Origin of the sequence: Streptomyces sp. CB02366 (assembly GCF_001905905.1) — a bacterium.
Classification (GTDB): Bacteria; Actinomycetota; Actinomycetes; order Streptomycetales; family Streptomycetaceae; genus Streptomyces.
Genome location: NZ_LIVT01000002.1, coordinates 195,632 through 220,639 on the forward strand (window position 1 = coordinate 195,632; position 25,008 = coordinate 220,639).

The 25,008-nt window shown below is 70.2% G+C and carries 19 protein-coding genes and 2 tRNA genes; 3 read left to right on the plus strand and 18 right to left on the minus strand.

The annotated features are described in order from the left end of the window. Positions 1 to 481: 481 nt before the first annotated feature. The 11 genes from AMK24_RS06580 to AMK24_RS06630 form a co-directional block, all read right to left on the minus strand. Entirely contained in the window at positions 482 to 2,410 is a 1,929-nt protein-coding gene (locus AMK24_RS06580; RefSeq protein WP_073766008.1) for a TIGR03960 family B12-binding radical SAM protein, read from the minus strand. Positions 2,411 to 2,459: 49 nt separating this feature from the next. Beyond that, on the minus strand, positions 2,460 to 3,989 hold the full coding sequence (locus tag AMK24_RS06585; protein ID WP_073766010.1) for a CYTH and CHAD domain-containing protein: 1,530 nt from the start codon (positions 3,987 to 3,989) through the stop codon (positions 2,460 to 2,462). Between the two features lie 30 nt (positions 3,990 to 4,019). Next, entirely contained in the window at positions 4,020 to 5,213 is a 1,194-nt protein-coding gene (gene rodA, locus AMK24_RS06590; protein WP_073766012.1) for a rod shape-determining protein RodA, read from the minus strand. Further along, positions 5,213 to 7,435, minus strand: coding sequence for a penicillin-binding protein 2 (mrdA, locus tag AMK24_RS06595; RefSeq protein WP_073766014.1), 2,223 nt, complete (start codon positions 7,433 to 7,435; stop codon positions 5,213 to 5,215). Before mrdA ends, rodA begins: the two co-directional genes overlap by 1 nt. A gap of 96 nt (positions 7,436 to 7,531) precedes the next feature. Then, positions 7,532 to 8,197, minus strand: a complete 666-nt coding sequence (gene mreD / locus AMK24_RS06600; protein WP_073766016.1) for a rod shape-determining protein MreD — start codon at positions 8,195 to 8,197, stop codon at positions 7,532 to 7,534. 4 nt (positions 8,198 to 8,201) lie between these two features. After that, positions 8,202 to 9,254, minus strand: coding sequence for a rod shape-determining protein MreC (gene mreC, locus AMK24_RS06605; RefSeq protein WP_073766018.1), 1,053 nt, complete (start codon positions 9,252 to 9,254; stop codon positions 8,202 to 8,204). A 172-nt stretch (positions 9,255 to 9,426) separates the two neighbouring features. Continuing rightward, positions 9,427 to 10,446: a rod shape-determining protein gene (locus AMK24_RS06610; protein WP_030118912.1), complete on the minus strand. Its 1,020-nt coding sequence runs from the start codon at positions 10,444 to 10,446 to the stop codon at positions 9,427 to 9,429. Positions 10,447 to 10,734: 288 nt separating this feature from the next. Then, positions 10,735 to 11,148: a nucleoside-diphosphate kinase gene (ndk, locus tag AMK24_RS06615; RefSeq protein WP_073766020.1), complete on the minus strand. Its 414-nt coding sequence runs from the start codon at positions 11,146 to 11,148 to the stop codon at positions 10,735 to 10,737. Positions 11,149 to 11,425: 277 nt separating this feature from the next. Beyond that, positions 11,426 to 11,776, minus strand: coding sequence for a DUF4233 domain-containing protein (locus AMK24_RS06620; protein WP_073766022.1), 351 nt, complete (start codon positions 11,774 to 11,776; stop codon positions 11,426 to 11,428). An 8-nt stretch (positions 11,777 to 11,784) separates the two neighbouring features. Then, positions 11,785 to 13,308: a bifunctional tetrahydrofolate synthase/dihydrofolate synthase gene (gene folC, locus AMK24_RS06625; protein ID WP_073766024.1), complete on the minus strand. Its 1,524-nt coding sequence runs from the start codon at positions 13,306 to 13,308 to the stop codon at positions 11,785 to 11,787. A 124-nt stretch (positions 13,309 to 13,432) separates the two neighbouring features. Beyond that, the gene (locus AMK24_RS06630; protein WP_073766026.1) at positions 13,433 to 16,054 is read right to left on the minus strand and encodes a valine--tRNA ligase; all 2,622 of its coding nucleotides are present in this window, start codon (positions 16,052 to 16,054) and stop codon (positions 13,433 to 13,435) included. Positions 16,055 to 16,221: 167 nt separating this feature from the next. On the opposite strand from AMK24_RS06630, the gene AMK24_RS06635 reads away from it, so the two are divergent. Next, positions 16,222 to 17,229 (plus strand): hypothetical protein, encoded by a 1,008-nt coding sequence (locus AMK24_RS06635; RefSeq protein WP_073766028.1) that lies wholly within the window; start codon positions 16,222 to 16,224, stop codon positions 17,227 to 17,229. A 73-nt stretch (positions 17,230 to 17,302) separates the two neighbouring features. On the opposite strand, the gene clpX is transcribed toward AMK24_RS06635, so the two are convergent. The 5 genes from clpX to AMK24_RS06660 form a co-directional block, all read right to left on the minus strand. After that, a complete protein-coding gene (gene clpX / locus AMK24_RS06640) occupies positions 17,303 to 18,601 on the minus strand; it encodes an ATP-dependent Clp protease ATP-binding subunit ClpX (protein ID WP_073766030.1) in 1,299 nt (432 codons plus the stop codon). A gap of 155 nt (positions 18,602 to 18,756) precedes the next feature. After that, the gene (locus tag AMK24_RS06645; RefSeq protein WP_073766032.1) at positions 18,757 to 19,440 is read right to left on the minus strand and encodes an ATP-dependent Clp protease proteolytic subunit; all 684 of its coding nucleotides are present in this window, start codon (positions 19,438 to 19,440) and stop codon (positions 18,757 to 18,759) included. Between the two features lie 79 nt (positions 19,441 to 19,519). Next, on the minus strand, positions 19,520 to 20,125 hold the full coding sequence (locus AMK24_RS06650) for an ATP-dependent Clp protease proteolytic subunit (RefSeq protein WP_018511477.1): 606 nt from the start codon (positions 20,123 to 20,125) through the stop codon (positions 19,520 to 19,522). 297 nt (positions 20,126 to 20,422) lie between these two features. Continuing rightward, positions 20,423 to 21,832 (minus strand): trigger factor, encoded by a 1,410-nt coding sequence (tig, locus tag AMK24_RS06655; RefSeq protein ID WP_073766034.1) that lies wholly within the window; start codon positions 21,830 to 21,832, stop codon positions 20,423 to 20,425. 150 nt (positions 21,833 to 21,982) lie between these two features. Next, positions 21,983 to 22,059, minus strand: a tRNA-Pro gene (locus tag AMK24_RS06660). Positions 22,060 to 22,249: 190 nt separating this feature from the next. Here AMK24_RS06660 and AMK24_RS06665 point away from each other — a divergent pair. Further along, positions 22,250 to 22,323: transfer RNA gene (locus AMK24_RS06665), tRNA-Gly, on the plus strand. A 112-nt stretch (positions 22,324 to 22,435) separates the two neighbouring features. Here AMK24_RS06665 and AMK24_RS06670 read toward each other — a convergent pair. Further along, positions 22,436 to 22,630, minus strand: a complete 195-nt coding sequence (locus tag AMK24_RS06670) for a hypothetical protein (RefSeq protein WP_012380975.1) — start codon at positions 22,628 to 22,630, stop codon at positions 22,436 to 22,438. A gap of 523 nt (positions 22,631 to 23,153) precedes the next feature. On the opposite strand from AMK24_RS06670, the gene AMK24_RS06675 reads away from it, so the two are divergent. Further along, positions 23,154 to 24,320 (plus strand): acyltransferase family protein, encoded by a 1,167-nt coding sequence (locus tag AMK24_RS06675; RefSeq protein WP_073766036.1) that lies wholly within the window; start codon positions 23,154 to 23,156, stop codon positions 24,318 to 24,320. Between the two features lie 102 nt (positions 24,321 to 24,422). Here AMK24_RS06675 and AMK24_RS06680 read toward each other — a convergent pair whose 3' ends face one another. After that, positions 24,423 to 24,923 (minus strand): HD domain-containing protein, encoded by a 501-nt coding sequence (locus AMK24_RS06680; RefSeq protein ID WP_073766038.1) that lies wholly within the window; start codon positions 24,921 to 24,923, stop codon positions 24,423 to 24,425. Positions 24,924 to 25,008: the final 85 nt, after the last annotated feature.

Sequence of the window (25,008 nt, forward strand, 5' to 3'; positions counted from 1 at the left end):
GCCGTGACCCGGCGGAGTGGGGACGGCCCGGTACAGCCGGGCGGCCGGCGCGGCGATGCCGTAGCGGGCGACGGGGGCGACCACGTACCGCCACAGGCCGGTCCAGGGCCACAGGAGAAGGGCGACGGCCAGCCGGCGGGCGGCCTTGCCGAGTGGTGTCAGGACCCAGGTGTACAGCCGGGCCAGCGGGGTCGGGACCAGCGCCTCCCCCAGCCACAGCAGGCCCGGCCGAGCGGGCGCAGCAGGACGCGGTCGGCGCCGTGCCGGAGCGCGGTGAGCGCGTCCCCGGCCATGCGGACCGGCAGGACGAGCACCAGGACGACGAGCCGCACCGGGATCCTGATCAGCGTGGTCAGGGCGCCCTCGCCCGGTTCGTGCCTCCGGGGCGCCCGGTGCCTGCTGTGGTCCGCCATGCCGCGGGGGACGCGTCAGGCCCGGTCCGGGGTTGCCGGGCCGGGCCTGCGGTGCGTCCGGGGACGCGCTACTTGTTGACGACGCTGAGCGGCAGGAGCTTCTTGCCGGTCGGGCCGATCTGGATGTCCAGGTCGAGCTGCGGGCAGACGCCGCAGTCGAAGCAGGGGGTCCAGCGGCAGTCCTCGACCTCGGTCTCGTCGAGCGCGTCCTGCCAGTCCTCCCAGAGCCAGTCCTTGTCCAGACCGGAGTCGAGGTGGTCCCAGGGCAGGACCTCCTCGTAGGTGCGCTCGCGGGTGGTGTACCAGTCGACGTCCACGCCGAAGCCGGGCAGCGTCTTCTCGGCGCAGTTCATCCAGAGGTCGTAGCTGAAGTGCTCGCGCCAGCCGTCGAAGCGGCCGCCGGCCTCGTAGACCGCGCGGATGACGGAGCCGACGCGGCGGTCGCCGCGCGAGAGCAGGCCCTCGACGATGCCGGGCTTGCCGTCGTGGTAGCGGAAGCCGATGGAGCGGCCGTACTTCTTGTCGTCCCGGATCTTGTCCCGGAGCTTCTTCAGCCGCGCGTCGGTCTCCTCGGCGCTGAGCTGCGGGGCCCACTGGAAGGGGGTGTGCGGCTTGGGCACGAACCCGCCGATGGAGACGGTGCAGCGGATGTCGTTCTGGCCGGAGACCTCGCGGCCCTTGGCGATGACGTTCACCGCCATGTCGCCGATCTGGAGGACGTCCTCGTCGGTCTCGGTGGGCAGGCCACACATGAAGTACAGCTTCACCTGGCGCCAGCCGTTGCCGTAGGCGGTGGCGACCGTGCGGATCAGGTCCTCCTCCGAGACCATCTTGTTGATGACCTTGCGCATGCGCTCGGAACCGCCCTCGGGGGCGAAGGTGAGACCGGAGCGGCGGCCGTTGCGGGTCAGCTCGTTGGCCAGGTCCACGTTGAACGCGTCGACGCGGGTGGAGGGCAGCGAGAGACCGATCTTGTCCTCGGTGTAGCGGTCCGCGAGGCCCTTGGCGATGTCGCCGATCTCGCTGTGGTCGGCGGAGGAGAGCGAGAGCAGGCCGACCTCCTCGAAGCCGGTCGCCTTGAGGCCCTTGTCGACCATTTCGCCGATGCCGGTGATGCTTCGCTCCCGCACGGGGCGCGTGATCATGCCGGCCTGGCAGAAACGGCAGCCGCGGGTGCAGCCGCGGAAGATCTCCACGGACATCCGCTCGTGCACGGTCTCCGCGAGCGGGACGAGGGGCTGCTTGGGGTAGGGCCACTCGTCGAGGTCCATCACCGTGTGCTTGGAGACCCGCCACGGCACGCCGGACCGGTTGGGCACGACGCGGCCGATGCGGCCGTCGGGGAGGTACTCGACGTCGTAGAAGCGCGGGACGTAGACGCCGCCGGTCTTCGAGAGCCGGAACAGCACCTCGTCGCGGCCGCCGGGGCGGCCCTCGGCCTTCCAGGCGCGGATGATCTCGGTGATCTCCAGGACCGCCTGCTCGCCGTCGCCGACGACCGCGCAGTCGATGAAGTCCGCGATCGGCTCGGGGTTGAACGCGGCGTGGCCGCCCGCGAGGACGATCGGGTGGTCCACCGTGCGGTCCTTGGACTCCAGCGGGATGCCCGCGAGGTCCAGGGCGGTGAGCATGTTGGTGTAGCCCAGCTCGGTGGAGAAGCTGAGTCCGAACACGTCGAACGCGCCGACCGGGCGGTGGCTGTCCACGGTGAACTGGGGCACGTCGTGCTCGCGCATCAGCTCTTCGAGGTCGGGCCACACGCTGTACGTGCGCTCCGCGAGGACGCCCTCGCGTTCGTTCAGTACCTCGTAGAGGATCATGACGCCCTGATTGGGGAGCCCGACCTCGTAGGCGTCGGGGTACATCAGGGTCCAGCGGACGTCACAGCTGTCCCAGTCCTTGACGGTGGAGTTCAGCTCACCGCCGACGTACTGGATGGGCTTCTGCACATGCGGGAGCAGAGCTTCGAGCTGTGGGAAGACCGATGCGGCAGACATCTCGCGAACCTTCGTGAGCCGGCAGGGGTGACCATCCAGCGTACCCCGCTCACCGGTGCTTCAGATCCGCGCGCAGTCGGCGGCCGGCCGCGCGGGCCCAGACCGCGGGCAGTTCGCGCTCCCGGGCCTCGGCGGCGGCCTCCTCCCGCCCGTACAGGAGGCCCCAGGTGAAGGCGGTCTCGCCCGCCGCGTGGGCCTGGATGCCGAGGGTGCGCAGGGCCTCGCGGGCGACGACGCTGTCCTGGTGGTCGCCGAGGAGGGACTGCACGGCCTTCACCCGCTTCGCGAAGCGCCTGGCGGGTTTGCCGAGGGCGGGGCGGGCCGCCTCGCCCGCGTACCGGGCGCGCTTGGCCGCCTTGCGGGCCTCGTGCAGCGCGACGTCCCGCTCGGGTCCGGGCGGCAGCGCGAGGGCGTGCTCGACGCGGGCCGTGAGGCGCTGGTGGTCCTTGAGCACCACCCGCGGCAGAACCTTCCCGGGCTTGCGGGAGGCGGCGGGGCGCAGCGGCGGGTCGGCGCTCAGCGCGTGGAGCGCGTCCAGGAGGTCGAGGTACCGCTTCCCGTCCAGTACGTCGATGATCCTGCTGCGGGCCCCGGTGCGGCGGGCGGCCGACCAGGCGCGGAGCCGGCCGCGCACCGGGCCGAGGGCGAGAGCGGTGGGCAGTTCCCCGACGTGGGAGCCGAGCCGTCCGTCCAGGACCTCCTGGTCGCGGTCGAGGCCCAGTTCGGCGGCGAGCCACTTGAGCTCCGCGCCGAGGGGGTCGGTGACCTCGCGGTCGAGGATCGTGCGGTGGGTCTTGAAGGTGCTGCGCAGTCGGCGGGTCGCGACGCGCATCTTGTGGACGGAGTCGGGAAGGTCGCGGCGGACGGCCGGGTCGAGCCGGACGATCGCGTCGATCTGTTCGCGTACGTAGGCGAGGACGTGGTCGCCCGCGGTGCGCCCGGAGGGCCGGTCACGGCCGTTCTCCTCGCGGCCCGGCGTCGTCTCCGCCAGCGCCCTCGCCAGCTTCGACGAGGACTCCGCGGGGCGCACCCCGGCCTTGCGGAGCCGCTTCTCGACGGCGTCCAGGAAGGCCGGGTCGCCGTCGTCCGCCAGCTCGACCTCGATCTCGGTCCAGGTGGCGGTGGCGCCGGCGCCCTCTCCCGCCAGGCGCTCCGCGAGGACCGTGTCGACGCTCACCTCGGCCAGAAGCGTGCCGTCCGCGGCCAGCAGATGGTGGACGTCGCGGGAGGAGAGCAGCCGGACGACGGGGGCGATCTCCGCGTGCCGGACCCGGGAGCGGAGCAACGCGGCCAGCGTGGGCGGCAGCGTGTCGGAGAGGGGTTCGTGGATCTCGTCCCGGACGCCGACGGCGACGGGGAACTTCACGTGCCAGCCCTCGTCGGCCCCGCCGGTCCTGCGGCGCAGGGTGAGGCCGTCGGCGGCGAGGCGGAGGCCGGGGGTGTCCCAGTAGACGGCGTCCAGCTCGGTCCGCCCGCGTGGGACGGTCCGGGCGACCCCGGCCACCCGGTCCAGGTCGGGCAGCCGGGTGGCGTCGGTGGCCTCGTACTTCCGCTCGATTTCGCGCTTGGTGTCCGCCATGTACGGACACCTACCCGCGACGGCCGGGGTTCAGGCGGACATCGGCCGTTGCACCCTGATCGACTGGAGCAGTCCGATCGCCACCCAGACGGCGAACATCGAGGACCCTCCGTAGGAGACGAAGGGCAGCGGGAGCCCGGCGACCGGCATGATGCCGAGCGTCATGCCGATGTTCTCGAAGGACTGGAAGGCGAACCAGGCGATGATCCCGGCGGCGACGACCGTGCCGTACAGCTCGGTGGTCTCGCGGGCGATCCGGCAGGCGCGCCACAGGACGACGCCCAGCAGCACGATGATCAGCCCGGCGCCGAGGAAGCCCAGCTCCTCGCCGGCGACGGTGAAGACGAAGTCGGTCTGCTGCTCGGGCACGAACTGACCGGTGGTCTGCGTGCCCTCGAAGAGGCCGGTGCCGGTGAGGCCGCCGGAGCCGATCGCGATGCGGGCCTGGTTGGTGTTGTAGCCGACGCCGGCCGGGTCGAGCGCGGGGTTGGCGAAGGCGGCGAACCGGGCGATCTGGTACTCGTCGAGCAGACCGAGCTGCCAGACGGCGACGGCGCCGCTCGCCCCCGCCCCGAGGAGGCCGAAGACCCAGCGGTTGGAGGCGCCGGAGGCCAGCAGGACGCCGAGGACGATGACGGCCATGACCATCACCGAGCCGAGGTCCGGCATCAGCATGACGATGGCCATCGGGACGGCCGCGAGCCCCAGCGCCTTGGCGACGGTGCGGTGGTCGGGGTGGGCCTGGTCGCCCGCGTCGACCCGGGCGGCCAGCAGCATCGCCATCACGAGGATGATGGTGATCTTGGTGAACTCGGACGGCTGGATCGAGAAGCCGGCCGGCAGCTTGATCCACGCGTGGGCGCCGTTGACCGTGGTGCCGAGCGGGGTGAGGACCGCCAGGACCAGCAGCACCGAGATGCCGTAGAGGACCGGGACGGCCCCGCGCAGCGTGCGGTGGCCGAGCCAGATCGTGCCGATCATCAGGGCGAGCCCGATGCCGGTGTTGAGGGCGTGCCGGACGAGGAAGAAGTACGGGTCGCCCTGGGTGAGGTGGTCGCGGTTGCGGGTCGCGGACCACACGAGCAGCGCGCCCATGAACGAGAGCGCGAGCGCGGCCCCCAGCAGGGGCCAGTCCAGCCGCCGCACGAGGGAGTCGCGGGCGGTCAGCTTGGCCCAGGAGCCCTGGTCGGGGCCGTACCGGGAGACGGAGAATCCACCTGCCATCAGGGCTGCCTCCCCGTCGAAGCGGGCGCTCCGGTGAGTCCGGGCTGGCCTCCGGGCCGCAGCGGGAGCTGGGGCTCCTGCCCGCCGGGCTGCTGCTCGGGCGTGACCGGGGCGGGGTCGTAGGGCTTGACCTTCGGCGCGCGGATCGAGCCGTCGGGCTGGATCTTCGGCAGCGCCTTCTGGGGCTTCGGCAGCAAGGCCCTCTTCTTGTCCTGGTTGCCCTCGGCGTCGAGGCCGTAGAGCGCGTCGTAGATCTTGCGGACGGCGGGACCGGCGGCGCCGGAGCCGGTGCCGCCCTGGGAGATCGTCATGACGATCGTGTAGTCGTCGGTGTAGGTCGCGAACCAGGCGGTGGTCTGCTTGCCGTACACCTGGGCCGTACCGGTCTTGGCGCGCATCGGGATCTTGTCCTGCGGCCAGCCGCCGAACCGCCAGGCGGCGGTGCCGCCCGGCTCGACGACCGAGCGCAGGCCCTTGTCGAGGTCCTTGATGGTCTGGGCGTCGACCGGCAGCTTCCCGCTGACCTTGGGTGTGATCTCCCGGACGGACTTGCCGTCGGGGCTGATCACGGCCTTGCCGACGGTCGGCTCGTGGAGGGTTCCGCCGTTGCTGATGGCCGCGTAGGCGGTGGCCATCTGGATGGGCGTGACGAGCACGTCACCCTGGCCGATCGCGTAGTTGATGCTGTCGTAGGCCTTGAGCTGGTTGCCTTCGAGGCAGCTCTCGTACGCGATCTGCTGGACGTAGGTGCCGCCCTTCTTGCCCTCCTTGCACCAGGCGTCCTTGTTGGCCTTCCAGAAGTCCTGCTTCCACTGGCGGTCCGGGATGCGGCCCTTGACCTCGTTGGGCAGGTCGATGCCGGTCTCGGAGCCGAGGCCGAAGTCGCGGGCGGTGCGGTAGAACCAGTTCTTGGCGTCCTTCTTGGGCTTTATGCCGCCGTCCTTGACCCACTCGTCGTGGCCGAGGCGGTAGAAGACCGTGTTGCAGGAGTACTTGAGCGCGTCCCCGAGGGTGATGGGGCCGTGGCCCTTGGACTCGAAGTTCGCGAAGGTCTGGTTGCCGAGGCTGTAGGAGCTGCTGCACTCGTACAGGTCGTTGAAGGCGTGGCCGCCGCGCACGGCGGCGCTGGCCGACACCACCTTGAAGATCGAGCCGGCCGGGGCCTGGCCCTGGATGCCCCGGTTGAGGAGCGGGTAGTTGGACTTCTTGCTGGTGAGCTTGGCGTACTGCTTGCCGGAGATGCCGCCGACCCAGTCGTTGGGGTCGTAGTCGGGCTGGGACGCCATCGAGACGACACGGCCGGTCTTGGACTCCATGACGACCACCGCGCCGGAGTCGGCCTCGTACTTCCGGCCGGTGATCTTGTCGGTCTCCTGCCGGACGGTCTTCATGGCCTGCGCCAGCTCGTACTCGGCCACCGCCTGCACCCGCGCGTCCAGGCTGGTGACGAGGGTGGAACCGGCCACGGCCGGGTCGTTCTCCGCCTCGCCCATGACGCGGCCGAGGTTGTCGACCTCGTAGCGGGTGACGCCCGCCTTGCCGCGCAGCTCCTTGTCGTAGGTGCGCTCGATGCCCGAGCGGCCGACCTGGTCGGAGCGCAGGTAGGGCGACGGTCCGTCCTGGGCCTGCTGGATCTCCTCGTCGGTGACGGGCGAGAGGTAGCCGAGGACCTGCGCGGTCCTCGCCTTGGCGGGGGCGGCGTAGCGGCGTACGGCGGTGGGTTCGGCGGTGATGCCGGGGAAGTCCTCGGCGCGCTCGCGGATCTGGAGGGCCTGCTGGGTGGTGGCCTCGTCGGTGACCGGGATCGGCTGGTAGGGCGATCCGTTCCAGCAGGGCTGGGGGGTCTTGGAGTCGCAGAGGCGGACCTTGTCCCGGACCTCCTTCGGCTCCATGTCCAGGACCTCGGCGAGGCGGGTGAGGACGCCTTCGCCGTCGTCCTTCATCTTCAGCAGCTCGGTGCGGCTGGCGGAGACGACGAGGCGGGTCTCGTTGTCGGCGAGGGGCACACCGCGGGCGTCGAGGATCGAGCCGCGCACGGCGGGCTGGACGACCTGCTGCACGCCGTTGCCGGCGGCTTCGGCGGTGTACTCGTCGCCGTTGCGGATCTGGAGGTACCAGAGGCGGCCGCCGAGGGTGAGCAGCAGCGAGAAGACGAGGACCTGGATGACGATGAGCCGGATCTGGACCCGCTGGGTCCGCCCGGTCTCGGGAATGTTGCTCACGCGGCGCCCCCGCTGACGGTCCGGCCGGGGGTACGGGGGTCCCCCGGGAAGTACAGCCTCACGCGGCGCCCCCGGCGTCCTCGGTGATGTACGGGATCACAGTCGCTTGACCCCTTTGATCCTGCCCGCGCGGGCGGCGCGGCTGCGGGCGGCCTTCACGCGCAGGCCGCCGCGCTGGTTGCCGATCCGCAGGCCGGTGCCCGAGGCGAGCCAGCCGGCGGCGACGTCGTTGCCGCCGGCGGACGCCTCGGCGATCGGGTCGTTCTCGGTGCGTCTGGCCAGCGCCATGATGACGGGCACCGTGAAGGGCGCCAGCAGCAGGTCGTAGACCACGGCCGTGAACAGGAGGCTGCCCAGCCCCACGTGGCGGGCGGCCGTGTCGCCGACGAGCGCGCCGACGCCCGCGTACAGCAGGGTCGATCCGATCGCGGCGGCGACGACCGCGGCCATCGGGGCGAACGCCGACCGCAGTTGTCCGTTCTCCGGCCGGATCAGCCCCGCCAGATAGCCGATGACGCAGAGCACCAGGGCGTACCGGCCCACGGCGTGGTCGGCGGGCGGGGCGAGGTCGGCGAGGAGGCCCGCGCCGAACCCGATGACGGCGCCGCTCACCGGCCCGTACACGAAGGCGAGTCCGAGGACGGTGAGCAGCAGCAGGTCGGGGACGGCGCCGGGGAGCTGGAGGCGGGCGAGGACGGAGACCTGGACGACCAGGGCGACGACGACCAGGGCGGTGGAGAGCAGAGTCCGGTTGATGCGCATGGGATCAGCCCTGCTCCTGGTCGTCGGCCGCGTTGTCGGGTTGCTGGGCGGGGTCCTGCTGGTCGCCCGCCGCGTTGCCGGCGGCGTCGCCGTTCTCGTTGACGTTGCCGACGACCTTGCCCGAGCCGTCCACCAGGTCGCCGTTGGGCTGGACGGTGACGGTGACCGTGGGAGTCGGCTTCGGCTTGGCCTTGGCCGGCTGCTTGGGCAGCACCGCGTCGCGCGGGTCCTCGCGGGGCGCCTGGACGACGACCCCGACGATGTCGAGCTTGGTGAACCCGACGTACGGCTTGACGTAGACGGTCCGGGTCAGCGCGCCGCCCGAGGGGTCGACGCGGACAACCTCGCCGACCGGCACGCCGGGCACGAAGGGCTTGTCCTTGCTGGATCCGAAGGTGACGAGCCGGTCGCCCGGCTTCACCTCGGCCTTCCCGTTGAGGAACTGCACCGACAGCGGGCGCGAGCCCTGCCCGGTGGCGAACCCGAGCTCGTCGGTCTTCTCCATCCGGGTGCCGACGGTGAAGTCGGGGTCATTGGCGAGCAGGACCGTGGCGGTGCCGGGGCCGACGGTGGTGACCCGGCCGACCAGCCCCTCCCCGTTGAGGACGGTCATGTCGCGGCGGATGCCGTCGTTCGAACCGACGTCGATGGTGATCGTCCAGGAGAAGCCCTGGGCCGCTCCTATGGCGATGACCTCGGCGCCCTTGATGCCGTACTGCCCGGCGCCGGCCTTCTTCAGCATGGCGTCGAGCTGGCGGACGCGGCTGTTGGTGCGGTCGTCGCTGCCGAGCCTGGCCTTCAGCGCGGCGTTCTCCTTCTCCAGGACGGAGATCCGGTCGTGCCGGCTGCCGGAGTCGCGGACCGCCCCTATGGCGTTGCCGACCGGGTCGACCGCCGCTGATACGCCGTTCTCGATCGGCCCGAAGACGGTGGCCGCGGCCTGCCGCGCGCCATCGACCGGTGACTCCTCGCCGCCTCGGATATCCACCGTGATCAGGGCGAATGCGATGGCGATCAAGAGCACCAGAAGCAGCCGGCTCTCTCGTGTGTCCCTCACGTGCGGCGGCCGTGCCTTCCTCGTCGGAATGTTCGTGCCCGTGTACGTCTCCGTACGGGTACCGGTGCGGTGAGTCCCGCCCCGGCGCCCGTACAGCAACGATCTATATCAACGATCCGGCGGACGGAGCGTCAGCGTCCGCTCTCCGGATCGGGTGTGTCCCGCAGGACGGCTAGCGGCGGGGCTGGGCGTCCAGCACCTGCTGGAGCGCCTCGAACTCCTCGACGCACTTGCCGGAGCCGAGCGCCACCGAGTCCAGCGGGTCCTCGGCGATGTGGATCGGCATGCCCGTCTCGTTGCGCAGCCGCTCGTCCAGCCCGCGCAGCAGCGCGCCGCCGCCGGTGAGGACGATGCCGCGGTCCATGACGTCGCCGGACAGCTCGGGCGGGCACTTGTCGAGCGTCGTCTTCACGGCGTCGACGATCGCGTTGACCGGCTCCTCGATGGCCTTGCGGACCTCGGCGGCCGAGATGACGACCGTCTTGGGCAGACCGGAGACCAGGTCGCGGCCGCGGATCTCGGTGTGCTCGTCCTTCTCCAGGTCGTACGCCGAACCGATCGTGATCTTGATCTGCTCGGCGGTCCGCTCGCCCAGGAGGAGCGAGTACTCCTTCTTGATGTGCTGGATGATCGCGTTGTCCAGCTCGTCGCCGGCGGTGCGGATCGACTGCGCGGTGACGATGCCGCCGAGCGAGATGACGGCGACCTCGGTGGTGCCGCCGCCGATGTCGACGACCATGTTGCCGGTGGCCTCGTGGACCGGCAGACCGGAGCCGATGGCCGCGGCCATGGGCTCCTCGATGATGTGCACCTGGCGCGCGCCGGCCTGGGTGGACGCCTCGATGACGGCGCGGCGCTCGACCCCGGTGATACCGGAGGGCACGCAGACGACGACCCGGGGGCGGGCCAGGTAGCGGCGCTTGTGGATCTTGAGGATGAAGTAGCGGAGCATCCGCTCGGTGATCTCGAAGTCGGCGATCACGCCGTCCTTCAGGGGTCGCACGGCGACGATGTTGCCCGGCGTGCGCCCGATCATCTTCTTGGCCTCGGAGCCGACCGCCAGGATTCCGCCGGTGTTGGTGTTGATGGCCACGACGGACGGCTCGTTCAGGACGATGCCGCGCCCCCTGACGTACACCAGCGTGTTGGCAGTCCCGAGGTCGATAGCCATGTCACGGCCGATGAACGACATTGAGTTCCCCTTGTTCCCCATGAGGATGCGTCGGGCCTTCCCAAGAAACGAAGATGGCTTGTTCTGGTAGGCGAGGTTGGCGCTGCGGGCGTGGAAGCTTCCATCGTAGTGCCGTATGCACGGACACCACGCGAGGGTCCTTCGCCAGGACGAGCGGAACGCGTACCCGTTCCACCCATGGTGACGTTACGTCGGAGGGATGCGTTCCCGCGACACCGAACCCTATGCCGAGGGGCGACCGAATTACTTCGGTCGCCCCAGGCGTACAGCGCTGTTTGGCCGATCGGGTCAGGAAAGTCCCGGAAAGAAAAGCTTCAGTTCTCGCTCTGCGGACTTCTCCGAGTCCGAGGCGTGGATGAGGTTCTCCCGCGTGATCGTGCCGAAGTCGCCGCGGATCGAACCGGGCGCGGCGGCGATCGGGTCGGTGGGGCCGGCCAGGGCGCGGACGCCCTCGATGACCCGCTCGCCCTCGGCCACCAGGGCGACGACGGGGCCGGAGGCCATGAACTCCATGAGCGGCTCGTAGAACGGGCGGCCCTTGTGCTCGCCGTAGTGCTGCTCCAGCGTCTCGTGGTCCAGGGTGCGCAGCTCCAGCGCGGTGATCCGCCAGCCCGCCTTCCGCTCGATACGGCCGACGATCTCGCCGATCAGGCCACGACGGACCGCGTCGGGCTTGAGCAGGACGAGGGTGCGCTGGGTCATGTACGGGCTCCTTGCAAGACCGGGCTGTGCGGGTGCGGTGAGGGCGAGATTACAGGGGTACGGAGACGGGTTTGCGCCGGGGTTCACCCAGGGTCACCTTCACGCCCCCCGGAACGGCCGGAACCCGGGGCCGGCCCGGGGGTGTCGGCCGGGCTCCGGGAGCACGGGGGCGGGAGGCCCGGCGGCCCCGGCACGGCGGCCCGGGGCCCGGACCCGGCTCCCCCCGGGCGCGGCGGCGCCGGGGGCCGGGGCGGTCGGCGCCCGCGGGCACCGGGGGTCAGGCGGCGGCTTCGCCGGCCTCCTGCGCGGCCCAGCGCGCCTTGGCCTCGTCGATCTTGCGGCCGTAGTGGATCGAGGCCCACCACAACGCGCCGAAGGCCAGGCCCAGGACGAACATCACCGGGACCACGAAACCGCTGAGCACCAGAGCGATCTGGAGCGCCCAGCCGAGCTGGATGCCGCCGGGCCGGGTGAGCATGCCGCACAGCAGCACGGACAGGGCCATGCCGATGCCGCACACCGTCCAGACCACGCCCATGGAGGCGTCGTCCATCTTCATCGCGACGAGACCGGCGAAGCCGATCACGAAGAACTCACTGATCAGCGTCGAGGCGCAGAGCGTCCGCATGCTTCTTCTCAGCCCCTTCCCAGCAGCAGCCGGGCTTCGCCGACCGTGATCACGGACCCGGTCACCAGCACCCCGGCGCCCGCGTACTCGTCCTCCTCCTCGGCCAGCGTGATCGCCGCCTCCAACGCGTCGTCGAGGCGCGGTTCGACCTGGACCCGGTCGTCGCCGAAGACCTCGACGGCGATCGCGGCCAACTCGTCCGCGTCCATCGCACGCGGGGTGGAGTTCTGCGTGACGACGATCTCGGCGAAGATCGGCTCGAACGCCTCCAGGAGCCCCCGGACGTCCTTGTCGCCGCTCGTGCCGACCACGCCGATCAGCCGGGAGAAGCTGAACGCCTCGGAGACGCCCTCCGCCGCCGCCTTGGCCCCGGCCGGGTTGTGCGCGGCGTCCAGGACGACGGTCGGGCTGGAGCGCACGACCTCCAGGCGGCCCGGCGAGAGCACCGAGGCGAACGCCTTGCGGATGGCGTCGATGTCGAGGGAGCGGGCCTGCTCGGCGCCGATGCCGAAGAACGCCTCGACGGCGGCGAGCGCGACGGCCGCGTTGTGCGCCTGGTGGGCCCCGTACAGCGGGAGGAAGATCTGGTCGTACTCGCCGCCGAGTCCGCGCAGGGTCAACAGCTGCCCGCCCACCGCGATCTCGCGGGAGACGACGCCGAACTCCATGCCCTCGCGGGCCACGGTGGCGTCCACCTCGACGGCCTTCTTCAGCATCACCTGCGCGGCGTCCACCGGCTGCTGCGCCAGGATGACCGTGGCGCCCGGCTTGATGATCCCGGACTTCTCCCCGGCGATCTCGGCGGGGGTGGTGCCGAGCCGGTCGGTGTGGTCCAGCGAGATCGGGGTGACGACGGCGACCGTGGAGTCGATGACGTTGGTGGCGTCCCAGGCGCCGCCCATGCCGACCTCGACGACCGCGACGTCGACGGGCGCGTCGGCGAAGGCCGCGTACGCCATCCCGGTGAGGACCTCGAAGAAGGAGAGCCGGTAGGGCTGCTGGGCGTCGACCATCTCGACGTACGGCTTGACGTCCTCGTACGTCTCGACGAACCGCTCGGGCGCGATCGGGGAGCCGTCGAGGCTGATCCGCTCGGTGATCGACTGGACGTGCGGGGAGGTGTAGCGGCCGGTGCGCAGCTCGAAGGCATTGAGCAGGGCCTCGATCATGCGGGCCGTGCTGGTCTTGCCGTTGGTGCCGGTGATGTGGATCGAGGGGTAGGCGCGCTGCGGCTCGCCGAGGACGTCCATCAGCGCGGCGATGCGCGTGACGGACGGCTCCAGCTTGGTCTCGCCCCAGCGCCCGGCGAGCTCCTGCTCCACCGCCCGCAGCGCCTTGTCGGTCTCGGGGTCGGCCGGGCGGGCCGGGACCGCTTCGCCCTGCGGCTGTCCCGAGTAGGCGCGCAGCGTGCGGCTCCCGGCCTCGATCACCGCCAGGTCGGGGTCGCGCTGGGTCGCCTCGTCGACGATCCCCTCGAAGGTGTCGTCGGGATCGGGCGCGTCGTGCCGGTCTGAAGGGCGGGGCTCACTCACGGGCCCAGTCTACGGATGGGGCCGGGCGTCGCACGCAGCGCCCGGCCGACTCCGCCCGAGCCGGTACGGCGAAGCCCCCGCGCGCCCGGTCGGTCGGGTGCGCGGGGGCTCCGCCCTCAGCTCATCAGCTCTGCGGGAGACCCGCCAGCTGGGCGCCGAGCCGCTCGATGTCGGCCTCGGCCTTGGCGAGCCGGCCGCGGATCTTGTCGACCACCTGGTCCGGCGCCTTGGCGAGGAACGCCTCGTTGCCGAGCTTGCCCTCCGCCTGGGCCTTCTCCTTCTTCGCCGCCTCCAGGTCCTTGGTGAGGCGCTTGCGCTCGGCCGCCACGTCGATGGTGCCGGACAGGTCCAGCGCGACGGTGGCCCCGGCGACCGGGAGGGAGGCGGTGGCGCTGAAGCCGTCCCCGGCCGCCTCCAGGCGCAGCAGCTGACGGATCGCGGGCTCGTGCGGGGCGAGCGCCGTGCCGGTCAGGGTCAGCTCGGCCGGGACCTTCTGGCCGGGCTTGAGGCCCTGGTCGCCCTTGAAGCGGCGGACCTCGGTGACGACCTGCTGGACCAGCTCGATCTCCTTCTCGGCCGCCTCGTCGCGGAAGCCGGAGTCGGCGGGCCACGCGGCGACGACGACGGACTCGCCGCCGGTCAGCGTGGTCCACAGCGTCTCCGTGACGAACGGGACGATCGGGTGGAGCAGGCGCAGGGTCACGTCGAGGACCTCGCCGAGGACCCGGCCGGAGACCTTGGCCTGCTCGCCGCCGGCGAAGAACGTCGTCTTCGACAGCTCGACGTACCAGTCGAAGACCTCGTCCCACGCGAAGTGGTAGAGCGCGTCGGAGATCTTCGCGAACTGGAAGTCCTCGTAGTAGCGGTCGACGTCCGCGACGGTCTCGTTGAGCCGGGAGAGGATCCAGCGGTCGGTGGCCGTCATCCGCGACGGGTCCGGCAGCGGGCCCTCGATCGTCGCGCCGTTCATCAGGGCGAAGCGGGTGGCGTTCCAGATCTTGTTGGCGAAGTTCCGGGAGGCCTTGACCCAGTCCTCGCCGATCGGGACGTCGGCGCCCGGGTTGGCGCCGTTGGCCAGAGTGAAGCGGACGGCGTCGGAGCCGTAGGCGTCCATCCACTCGATGGGGTCGACCGCGTTCGGGTTGGACTTCGACATCTTCTTGCCGAACTCGTCGCGGACCAGGCCGGTGAGGGCGACCGTCTTGAACGGCACCTCGCCGTCCATCGCGTACAGGCCGAACATCATCATCCGGACGACCCAGAAGAAGATGATGTCGTGGCCGGTGAGCAGGACGTCGGTGGAGTAGAACTTCTCCAGGTCCGGGGTCTGCTCGGGCCAGCCGAGCGTGGAGAACGGCCACAGGCCGGAGGAGAACCAGGTGTCGAGGACGTCCTCGTCCTGGGTCCAGCCCTCGCCGGTGGGCGGCTCCTCGTCGGGGCCGACGCAGACGACCTCGCCGTCCGGGCCGTACCAGACGGGGATGCGGTGGCCCCACCAGAGCTGGCGGGAGATGCACCAGTCGTTGAGGTTGTCGACCCAGTCGAAGTACCGCTTCTCCATCTCCTTGGGGTGAAGGGCGACCCGTCCGTCGCGGACCGCGTCGCCGGCGGCCTTGGCGAGCGTCTCGACCTTGACCCACCACTGGAGGGAGAGGCGCGGCTCGATGGTGGTCTTGCAGCGGGAGCAGTGCCCGACCGAGTGGACGTACGGACGCTTCTCGGCGACGACCCGGCCCTGTTCGCGCAGCGCCGCGACGATGGCGGAACGCGCCTCGAAGCGGTCGAGTCCCTGGAAGGGGCCGGGCACGGTGATGACACCGCGCTCGTCCATGATCGTCAGGGACTCCAGGTCGTGGCGCTGGCCGATCGCGAAGTCGTTCGGGTCGTGCGCCGGGGTCACCTTGACGGCGCCCGTGCCGAACTCCGGGTCGACGTGGGTGTCGGCGACGACCGGGATCGTGCGGTCGGTGAGCGGCAGCTTGATGCGCTTGCCGATCAGGTGGGCGTACCGCTCGTCGTCGGGGTGGACGGCGACGGCGGTGTCACCGAGCATCGTCTCGACCCGGGTGGTGGCGACGACCAGGGTCTCGTCGCCCTCGCCGTACCGGAGGGAGACCAGCTCGCCGTCGTCCTCCTGGTAGTCCACCTCGATGTCCGAGATGGCCGTGAGACAGCGCGGGCACCAGTTGATGATGCGCTCGGCGCGGTAGATCAGACCGTCGTCGTAGAGGTCCTTGAAGATCTTCTGGACGGCGCGGGAGAGCCCTTCGTCCATGGTGAACCGCTCGCGCGACCAGTCGAGGCCGGCGCCGAGGCGGCGCAGCTGGCCGAGGATGCGCCCGCCGTACTCGTCCTTCCACTGCCAGACGCGCTCGGTGAAGGCTTCCCGGCCGATGTCGTGGCGGGACTTGCCCTCCTCGCCGAGCTGCTGCTCCACCTTGTTCTGGGTGGCGATGCCGGCGTGGTCCATGCCGGGCAGCCACAGCGTCTCGAAGCCCTGCATCCGCTTGCGGCGGGTCAGGGCGTCCATCAGCGTGATCTGGAAGGCGTGGCCCAGGTGGAGGGCGCCGGTGACGTTGGGCGGCGGGATGACGATGGTGTACGGAGGCTTCTCGCTCTTCGCGTCGGCCTCGAAGTAACCGCGTTCCACCCAGCGCTCGTACAGCTTCCCCTCTACGTCGGCCGGCGCGTACGTGGTCGGCAGTTCGGGGTTGCTGGCTGGCTGCTGCGATGAGTTCTCGGTCACGGGGACAGTTTAGGGCCGTCACAGGACTGCACTGAAACGGATTGGTTCGGTAACGGTGTCCGGCCCGGTCGCCCGTGCCGGGGCGGCTTCCGTCAGGATGTTCGCAACGCATAAGGGCTGCCCTCCCCGTGTCGGTCGGCCCGAGACGATCTGGAGGGGACACCCCGATGAGCTACAACCAGCCGGGCCCGTACGGCGGGCAGCCGCCGCAGGGCCAGCCCGGACCGTACGGACAGCAGCCGGGTCCGTACGGAGCCCCGCCGCCGCAGGGCCGGCCCGGCTACGGCTACCCGCAGCAGGCCCCGCAGGGCGTCCCCCCGCAGCAGCCGAACCCGTACGCGCAGCCGCAGCAGCAGCCGGGCTACGGCTACCCGCAGGCACAGCAGCCGGGCCCGTACGGTCAGCAGCCGCCCGGTCCGCAGTACGGGGGGCAGCCTCCGTACGGGGGACAGCCTCCCTACGGCGGGCCGCCGCCGCAGCCGAAGAAGAAGACCGGGCTGATCATCGGGGTCGCCGTGGTGGCGCTGGCGGTCATCGCGGGCGGGGTGTACTTCCTCACCTCGGGCGAGAAGGTCAGCAACTCGGACGTGTCCGAGGCGACCAAGGGCTACAAGATCACGCCGCCGGACGCGGTCGACGCCTACAAGCGGGACGTCTCGAAGCCCGTTCTCAGCGCTCCTCTGACCGGCAGCGAGAAGACGGAGGTCGAGGCGCTGGGGATCAAGAACCCCAGCACCGCCAAGGCCGACTACTCGGTGGGCACCGGGAGCGCCGCCACCAAGGTGATCAACTTCCAGGGCTTCTGGGGTGAGATCGAGGACCCGGCCAAGGTGGTCAACAACGCCTTCGTGGACGCGGAGAAGGACGCGAAGTCGGGCGGCGAGGACGTGGAGATCGAACTCGTCGGTTCGGCCGAGGTCTTCGAGCCGGAGGGTTTCGAGGGGGCGGTGATGAAGTGCCAGGACCTCAGGATGACCAACAAGAAGGCCGACGCCGCCGCCGCGAAGGGGCCCCAGTCCTTCGTGCTCGCGATCTGCGTCTGGGCCGACTACAGCACGGCCGGTGTCACGACGTCCGCGGACAAGCTCCTGGCGCTGGCCGGGAAGGGCGTGCCCAAGGAGGACGCCGCCGCGCTCACCGCCAAGCTCTACAACACCGCCCGCACCAAGATCTGACCGCCCGACGCCGAAGGGGCGCCCGCCGGTCGAACCGGTGGGCGCCCCTTCGGCGTACGCGTCTCGGGTACGGCTACGCGGACTTCTCGTGCCGGCCGCCGTCGTTCTTGCCGATCGTGCGCGGCTCCCGCGGGACCAGCGTCGGGTTGACGTGGTCGCGGACGACGTCCGGGGTGATGACGACACGGGCGACGTCCTTGCGGGACGGGACCTCGTACATCACGGACTGGAGGACTTCCTCCATGATGGCGCGCAGACCGCGCGCACCGGTCTGGCGCAGGATCGCCTGGTCGGCGATGGCCTCCAGCGCCTCGCGCTCGAAGTCCAGCTCCACACCGTCGAGTTCGAAGAGGCGCTGGTACTGCTTGACCAGCGCGTTGCGCGGCTCGATGAGGATCTGGAGCAGCGCCTCGCGATCCAGGTTGTGGACCGAGGTCAGCACGGGGAGACGGCCGATGAACTCGGGGATCATCCCGAACTTCACCAGGTCCTCCGGCATGACCTCCTGGAACTGGTCGCTCGCCTGGATCTCCCGCTTGGAACGGATCGTGGCCCCGAAACCGATGCCCTTGGCCCCGGCCCGCGACTCGATGATCTTCTCCAGGCCGGAGAACGCGCCGCCCACGATGAACAGCACGTTCGTCGTGTCGATCTGGATGAACTCCTGGTGCGGGTGCTTGCGTCCGCCCTGCGGCGGGACGGAGGCGGTGGTGCCCTCCAGGATCTTCAGCAGCGCCTGCTGCACGCCCTCGCCCGAGACGTCGCGGGTGATCGACGGGTTCTCGCTCTTGCGGGCGACCTTGTCGATCTCGTCGATGTAGATGATCCCGGTCTCGGCCTTCTTGACGTCGTAGTCCGCCGCCTGGATCAGCTTGAGCAGGATGTTCTCGACGTCCTCGCCGACGTAGCCGGCCTCCGTCAGCGCGGTGGCGTCCGCGATGGCGAACGGGACGTTGAGCATGCGGGCCAGCGTCTGCGCGAGCAGCGTCTTGCCGGAACCCGTGGGGCCCAGCAGGAGGATGTTCGACTTGGCCAGCTCGATCGCGTCCTCACGACCCGAACCGCCGCCGTTCTCCCCGGCCTGGACCCGCTTGTAGTGGTTGTACACCGCGACGGAGAGGGCCTTCTTCGCGGGCTCCTGCCCGACGACGTACCCCTCCAGGAACTCGTAGATCTCGCGGGGCTTGGGAAGCTCCTCCCAGCGCACCTCGCTCGTCTCCGCGAGCTCCTCCTCGATGATCTCGTTGCAGAGATCGATGCACTCGTCGCAGATGTACACACCAGGACCCGCGATGAGCTTCTTCACCTGCTTCTGGCTCTTTCCGCAGAACGAGCACTTGAGCAGGTCGCCGCCATCACCGATGCGTGCCACGAGGTGCTTCCCCTTCGCCTGGGAGACGCCTGGTTCAGCGGCTCCTGGTGCCTCTATTCGACGGTACCTTGCCTGGGCCCCCGTTCGGGCCCCCCTTGGCACGGTTCACACGGCCGGGCCGTGGACACGGAATGTGCCAAGGGGAAAGACCGACGTCAGAGCGATGCGCCCGCGGTGGTCTTGCGGGTGGAAACGATCTGGTCCACCAGACCGTACGCCAGAGCGTCCTCGGCCGTCAGGATCTTGTCGCGCTCGATGTCCTCGCGGATCTTCTCCAGCGGGGTCGTCGAGTGCCGGGCCAGCATCTCCTCCAGCTGCGAGCGCATGCGGAGGATCTCGTTGGCCGCGATCTCCAGGTCGGAGAGCTGCTCACGTCCCGTCTGCGAGGACGGCTGGTGGATGAGCACCCGGGCGTGCGGGAGCGCCATGCGCTTGCCCGGGGTGCCCGCGGCGAGCAGGACGGCGGCGGCGGAGGCCGCCTGGCCCATGCAGACCGTCTGGATGTCGGGCTTCACGAACTGCATCGTGTCGTAGATCGCGGTGAGCGCGGTGAACGAGCCGCCGGGGCTGTTGATGTAGATCGAGATGTCCCGGTCGGGGTCCATCGACTCCAGGCACAGCAGCTGCGCCATGACGTCGTTGGCCGAGGCGTCGTCGATCTGGACGCCCAGGAAGATCACGCGCTCCTCGAAGAGCTTCGCGTACGGGTCGTACTCGCGCACGCCCTGCGAGGTGCGCTCCACGAAGCGCGGGACGACGTAGCGGTTGTCCACCTGCGGGCCGGTGTAGAGGCCGCTCGCGGAGGCGCCGGAGAAGTTGTTCATGTGGGTGTTCACCATCCTGGTGGCGTTCTGGGGCTGGAGGTCTCGGCGTACGAGAGGGGGGGGCGGGAGTGCCGCCGGTCCGGTGGGAGCCGGATCAGGCGCCGGTGCCGCCGCCGCCCGGGATGCCCGACGCGACCGTGATGATCTCGTCGATGAGGCCGTAGTCCTTGGCCTCCTCCGCCGTGTACCAGCGGTCGCGGTCGCCGTCGCGGATGATCGTCTCGACGGTCTGGCCGGAGTGGTGCGCGGTGATCTCGGCCATGCGCGTCTTGGTGCGGAGCAGGTACTGGGCCTGGATCTTGATGTCCGAAGCCGTACCGCCGATGCCGGCCGAACCCTGGTGCATCAGGATGTCGGTGTTCGGGAGCGCGAAGCGCTTGCCCGCGGCGCCGCCGGTGAGCAGGAACTGGCCCATGGAGGCGGCCATGCCCATGCCGATGGTGACGACGTCGTTCGGGATGTACTGCATGGTGTCGTAGACGGCCATGCCGGCCGTCACCGAACCACCGGGGCTGTTGATGTAGAGGTAGATGTCCTTGTCGGGTTCGGCGGCAAGGAGGAGGAGCTGTGCGGTGATCTTGTTGGCGATGTCATCGTCGACCTGCTGACCGAGGAAGATGATGCGCTCGCCGAGCAGTCGGCTGTAGACCTGGTCACCGAGGCCTCCACCGAGGGACGGCTCTCCGGCGGCGTAGGGCATCAGATTCGTCACGTATCCACCTGCTCGTCTCTGACGGCTCCGGCCGTCTCAGCGTCTTCGTACCGGGCGGGTGAAGTCACTGCCCCACCCTTCCTCTTCATGGACCCTAACGCGCAGGTGGGACAACGCCATCCCGCTTCCCCAACTGTTCGCTGGGAGCGCAAGCTCGGCAGTGCGCACACGGGTTCCGGGGCCGTACGGCGATGCGACGCGGTACGGCGACGGGCCCCGGACGCGCGGTGCGTCCGGGGCCCGTCGTGACGGTCAGCGCGAGGCTGCCGCGGAGGAGAGCGAGGCTCAGGCCTCGTTCTTCTCCTCAGCCTTGTCGTCCGCCTTCTCGTCGGCGGCGGCCTCGGCCGTCTCCGTGGACTCGGCGGCCTCGGCGGCCTCGTCCTCGTCGTCCTCCAGGTCGACGACCTCGCCGTTGGTGTCGACGACCTTGGCGGCCTCGACGACGACGGCGAGCGCCTTGCCGCGGGCGACCTCGCCGACGAGCATCGGCACCTGGCCGCCCTCGACGACGGCCTGGGCGAACTGGTCGGGGCTCATGCCGGAGGAGGCGGCACGGCGCATGAGGTGCTCGGTGAGCTCCTCCTGGTTGACGTTCAGCTTCTCCTTGTTGACGATCTCGTCGAGGAGGAACTGGGTCTTGATGCCCTTGACGGCCTGCTCGGAGGTCTCGTTCTCGAACTCCTCCAGGGACTTGCCCTGGATCTCGAGGTACTTCTCCAGGTCGAGGCCCATCTGACCGAGCTGGTGGTGCTCCAGGTTGTGCTTGCGGGTCTGGACCTCGTCCGCGAGCAGCTTCTCCGGGATCGGGACCTCGGCGAGCTTCAGCAGCTCCTCCAGGACCCGCTCCTGGGCCTGGGTGGCCTGGTCGTACTGCTTGGTGGTCTCCAGGCGCTTGCGGCTGTCGGCCTTCAGCTCCTCCAGCGTGTCGAACTCGCTGGCCATCTGGGCGAAGTCGTCGTCCAGCTCGGGGAGCTCGCGGGAGGCGACGGCGGTGACCTTGACGGTGACCTCCGCGTCCTTGCCCTCGGCGGAGCCGCCCTTCAGCTGCGAGGTGAAGGTGGCCTCGCCGCCGGCCTCCAGGCCGGTCACGGCCTCGTCGATGCCGTCGAGGAGCTCGCCGGAACCGATGGTGTACGAGACACCGTCGGCCACGCCGTCCTCCAGGACCTCGCCGTCGACCTTGGCCTGCAGGTCGATCGTGACGACGTCGCCTTCGGCGGCGGCGCGCTCGACCGGGTTGGTGGAGGCGAAGCGCTCGCGGAGCTGCTCCACGGCCTTCTCGACCTCTTCGTCGGTGACCTCGAGGGCGTCGACGGTGACCTCGATGCCGGAGTAGTCCGGGATCTCGATCTCGGGGCGTACGTCGACCTCGGCGGTGAAGGCCAGCAGCTCGCCGTCCTTCAGCTCGGTGATGTCGACCTCGGGCTGGCCGAGGACGTTCAGCTCACCCTCGTTGACCGCCTCGGTGTAGAACTTCGGGAGGGCGTCGTTGACGGCCTCCTCCAGCACCGCACCGCGGCCGAACCGCTGGTCGATGACCCGGGCGGGGATCTTGCCCTTGCGGAAGCCCTTCACCGTGACCTGCTGGTTGATCTTCTTGTACGCCGCGTCGAGGCTGTCCTTGAGCTCCTCGAAGGGCACCTCGATGCTGAGCCGAACCCGGGTCGGGTTCAGGGTCTCCACGGCGCTCTTCACGGTTCGGTCTCCTTGGTGGCTGACTTCTTGGGGTTCTGCTGGGCCGCCGAGTGGCGGCTTCGCGGACCGAGCCCGGTACATCAGACACACGGGCACGCATTTTGCATAGTAACGGCAAGGAGGATGACTCCCACAACGCGATCTTGCCGGTGGTCGGGGTGGCCGGATTCGAACCGACGACCTTCCGCTCCCAAAGCGGACGCGCTACCAAGCTGCGCCACACCCCGTCGGTGCGACACGTAGGGTACATGGACGACGACCGGGGATACGCCGCTTTACGGGGCGGCTCCACCGGGTCCGGTGCGGTGCGGGTCCGGTACCGCGTCCGGCGGTCGGAGCGACAGGTGTGCGGACACCGCCGCCGACCCGCTACGATGCTCTTCGTGCCGCGGTCCACGGACCTGCGGTGCGGTGCATGCGGGCGTAGCTCAATGGTAGAGCCCTAGTCTTCCAAACTAGCTACGCGGGTTCGATTCCCGTCGCCCGCTCCATGTGGCCGAGGGCCGGGCCGGAGGATCATCCTCCGGCCCGGCCCTCGCGCGTCGTGCACACCGGCGGGGGCGGTCCGCCGCACCCGGCGGGCCGCCCCTGCCCGGAAGCCGATCAGAAGCTGATCTGGTTGATGGTGTCGGCTATCGAGTTCATGAACCTGTTGATCGACGGCGCCATGCCGGTCGAGGCCAGGAAGAAGCCGAAGAGCACGGCGACGAGCGCGGGGCCGGGCTTGATGGAGCCGCTACGGATCATTACCACCAGGATGACCGCGAACAGCAGCACCATCGACAGTGAAATAGCCACGTCTGATCACACCTTCGGTCGGTCCGCCTTGCCGGCCCGGAAGCGTGCACCGCCGCGCGCCCCGTCGCCCCCCATCGTGCCACCAACTCCCCCGTGGGTGCTGCCGGGTGACGGAACGGGGTGACGGAATCCCGCCATCCTTCACGGCCGTCGCCCGCGCCCGGCCCAGGGGGCGGGGACGGGCGGACCGAGCCCGGAGGCCGCTCGGCGCAAGGGACGCGACCGGGGCCGGACGACGGCCAGACGCTCCGGGCCCGCCCTGTGCGGCAGCTGTGAAATCGCGGCGGCCGAATATCGGCTCCGGCGATCGTTTCCGCATCCCCACACTTTATTCACAGCCCACGGACAGAATGGGTGCGACGTAATTCACCCTCCTCAACGCCCAGGCGGTATGCACCATTTCATGGGGATCAATGGTGCCATATCGGACCGTGTTCGACGGTTTCACATTCGAATAGAGGGGAACACGCGATATCTCCCCGCGGTTTTACGCACGGCAATCGACCGGTCTAAGGTGCCTGAGATGTTCCAAGCTCCGAGCGTATTTCAGAGGGCCCCGCTCCCCCCGGCGACCCGGGAGCCGGAGCCCAGACGCGAGCAGACGCTCACCGCCACCGCACCCCGGCCCGCCCCGGTCGGCGGCGCCCCCCGCGCCACCGCTCCGGCGCCCGCGCCGACGAGGAAACGCGATCCCTACTTCGACAATGTGAAATATCTGGCCATCGTTCTCGTGGCGGTGGCCCACGCCTGGGAACCCGTGATGGACGGCAGTCGCGCCACCCGGGCGCTGTACATGATCGTGTACGCGTTCCACATGCCGGCCTTCATCCTCGTCTCGGGCTACTTCTCCCGGAACTTCGACATGACGGCGCCCAAGGTGAAGCGCCTGATCACCGGTGTCGTGGTGCCGTACGTGCTCTTCGAGACGGCCTATTCGCTCTTCAAGCGGTACGCGGACGATTCGCCGGACATGGCCATCAGCCTGGTCGACCCGTTCTTCCTGACCTGGTTCCTCATCGCCCTGTTCATCTGGCGGGTGACCACGCCGATCTGGCTGTCCCTGCGCCACCCGCTGCCGGTGGCGCTCGCCATCGCGGCGCTCGCCTCGATCTCCCCCGAGATCGGCGACGACCTCGATCTCCAGCGGGTGCTGCAGTTCCTGCCCTTCTTCGTGCTCGGCCTGCTGCTGAAGCCGGAGCACTTCCAGCTGGTCAGGCGGCGCGAGGTGCGGCTGCTGTCCGTGCCCCTCTTCGCGGGCGCCCTCCTCTTCGCGTACTGGATCGCCCCGCACATGCAGCTCGGCTGGCTCTACCGCGCCAACAGCGCGCAGGAGATGGGCGCGCCGTGGTGGTCGGGCGCGGTGATGACGCTCGCGATGTTCGGCTGCGCACTGGCCCTGACGATCGGCTTCCTGGCCTGGGCGCCCGGCGGGGCCCGGTGGTTCACGGTGCTCGGCGCCGGAACGATCTGCGGCTACCTGCTGCACGGCTTCCTGATCAAGGGGGCCGGGTACGCGGGCCTGTTCGACCGCCACGCCTGGCTCTCCGACCCGGTGGGCCTCGTCGTCGTCTCCCTCGCGGCGGCGGCCGCGGTGACCCTCATGTGCACCCCGCAGGTGGGCCGGGCCCTGAAGTGGGCCACCGAGCCGGAGCTGTCCTGGGCGTTCCGGAAGGCTCCCGCGAAGCGGTGAACCGTCGACCCGTCGCCCGCCCGGGCGAGGGGCCGCCCCCGCCCTCTCGCGCTGATCCACCCGCGGCCCGGCCGCGGGTGGATCAGCGCGTTCCCGGGTGGATCAGTGCGTTCCCGGGTTGGCCGAATCCTTTCGGTCCGGGGGCGGTTCGCCCCCGGGCAGCCCCAACAGGCCCCGTACCTGCGCATACTTCGCCGCCAGCCGGGTAAGCGTCGCCGTTTCCAGGGCCGCGAGACGGTCGGGATCGGCGTTGTGGGCGAGGTCCGCCTCCTTGACCAGCAACGCGCCGGGGGTGGCCAGAATCCGGGCGGTGTACGAGGTCAGCGCCTCGCCAGGCCGCTTGGTCACCGCCAGGACCATGTCCTTCACCCGCCGGGGCAGGGCGGCGGCCTCCAGCCACTCCGCGGAGAGTGCGCCGTCCTCGATCGCGTCGTGCAGCCAGGCCGCCGCGATCTGCCCGTCGTCGCCGCCGCGCACCCGTACGCCTTCGGCCACGGCCGCCAGATGCTCCGCGTACGGGCGGCCCGCCTTGTCGGACTGGCGCGCGTGGGCCTCACGGGCGATCGACTCCACCTCGAAGACGCTCAACTGGTGTCCGGTCATGGGCCGACCCTACGGCCGCCCCCGCAGCCGAACCCGAACTCGCGGCGGCCGGGAGCCGGTTGACGTGCCGCCCCCGCCGAGCAGG

What these genes read in the sequence shown, in the direction of transcription:
- AMK24_RS06580 (WP_073766008.1), bottom strand. Translation starts at nt 2,410, where the DNA reads ATGTCTGCCGCATCGGTCTTCCCACAGCTCGAAGCTCTGCTCCCGCAT.
- AMK24_RS06585 (WP_073766010.1), bottom strand. Translation starts at nt 3,989, where the DNA reads ATGGCGGACACCAAGCGCGAAATCGAGCGGAAGTACGAGGCCACCGAC.
- rodA (WP_073766012.1), bottom strand. Translation starts at nt 5,213, where the DNA reads ATGGCAGGTGGATTCTCCGTCTCCCGGTACGGCCCCGACCAGGGCTCC.
- mreD (WP_073766016.1), bottom strand. Translation starts at nt 8,197, where the DNA reads ATGCGCATCAACCGGACTCTGCTCTCCACCGCCCTGGTCGTCGTCGCC.
- AMK24_RS06610 (WP_030118912.1), bottom strand. Translation starts at nt 10,446, where the DNA reads ATGTCGTTCATCGGCCGTGACATGGCTATCGACCTCGGGACTGCCAAC.
- ndk (WP_073766020.1), bottom strand. Translation starts at nt 11,148, where the DNA reads ATGACCCAGCGCACCCTCGTCCTGCTCAAGCCCGACGCGGTCCGTCGT.
- AMK24_RS06620 (WP_073766022.1), bottom strand. Translation starts at nt 11,776, where the DNA reads ATGCGGACGCTCTGCGCCTCGACGCTGATCAGTGAGTTCTTCGTGATC.
- AMK24_RS06635 (WP_073766028.1), top strand. Translation starts at nt 16,222, where the DNA reads ATGAGCTACAACCAGCCGGGCCCGTACGGCGGGCAGCCGCCGCAGGGC.
- AMK24_RS06645 (WP_073766032.1), bottom strand. Translation starts at nt 19,440, where the DNA reads ATGGTGAACACCCACATGAACAACTTCTCCGGCGCCTCCGCGAGCGGC.
- AMK24_RS06650 (WP_018511477.1), bottom strand. Translation starts at nt 20,125, where the DNA reads ATGCCCTACGCCGCCGGAGAGCCGTCCCTCGGTGGAGGCCTCGGTGAC.
- AMK24_RS06675 (WP_073766036.1), top strand. Translation starts at nt 23,154, where the DNA reads ATGTTCCAAGCTCCGAGCGTATTTCAGAGGGCCCCGCTCCCCCCGGCG.
- AMK24_RS06680 (WP_073766038.1), bottom strand. Translation starts at nt 24,923, where the DNA reads ATGACCGGACACCAGTTGAGCGTCTTCGAGGTGGAGTCGATCGCCCGT.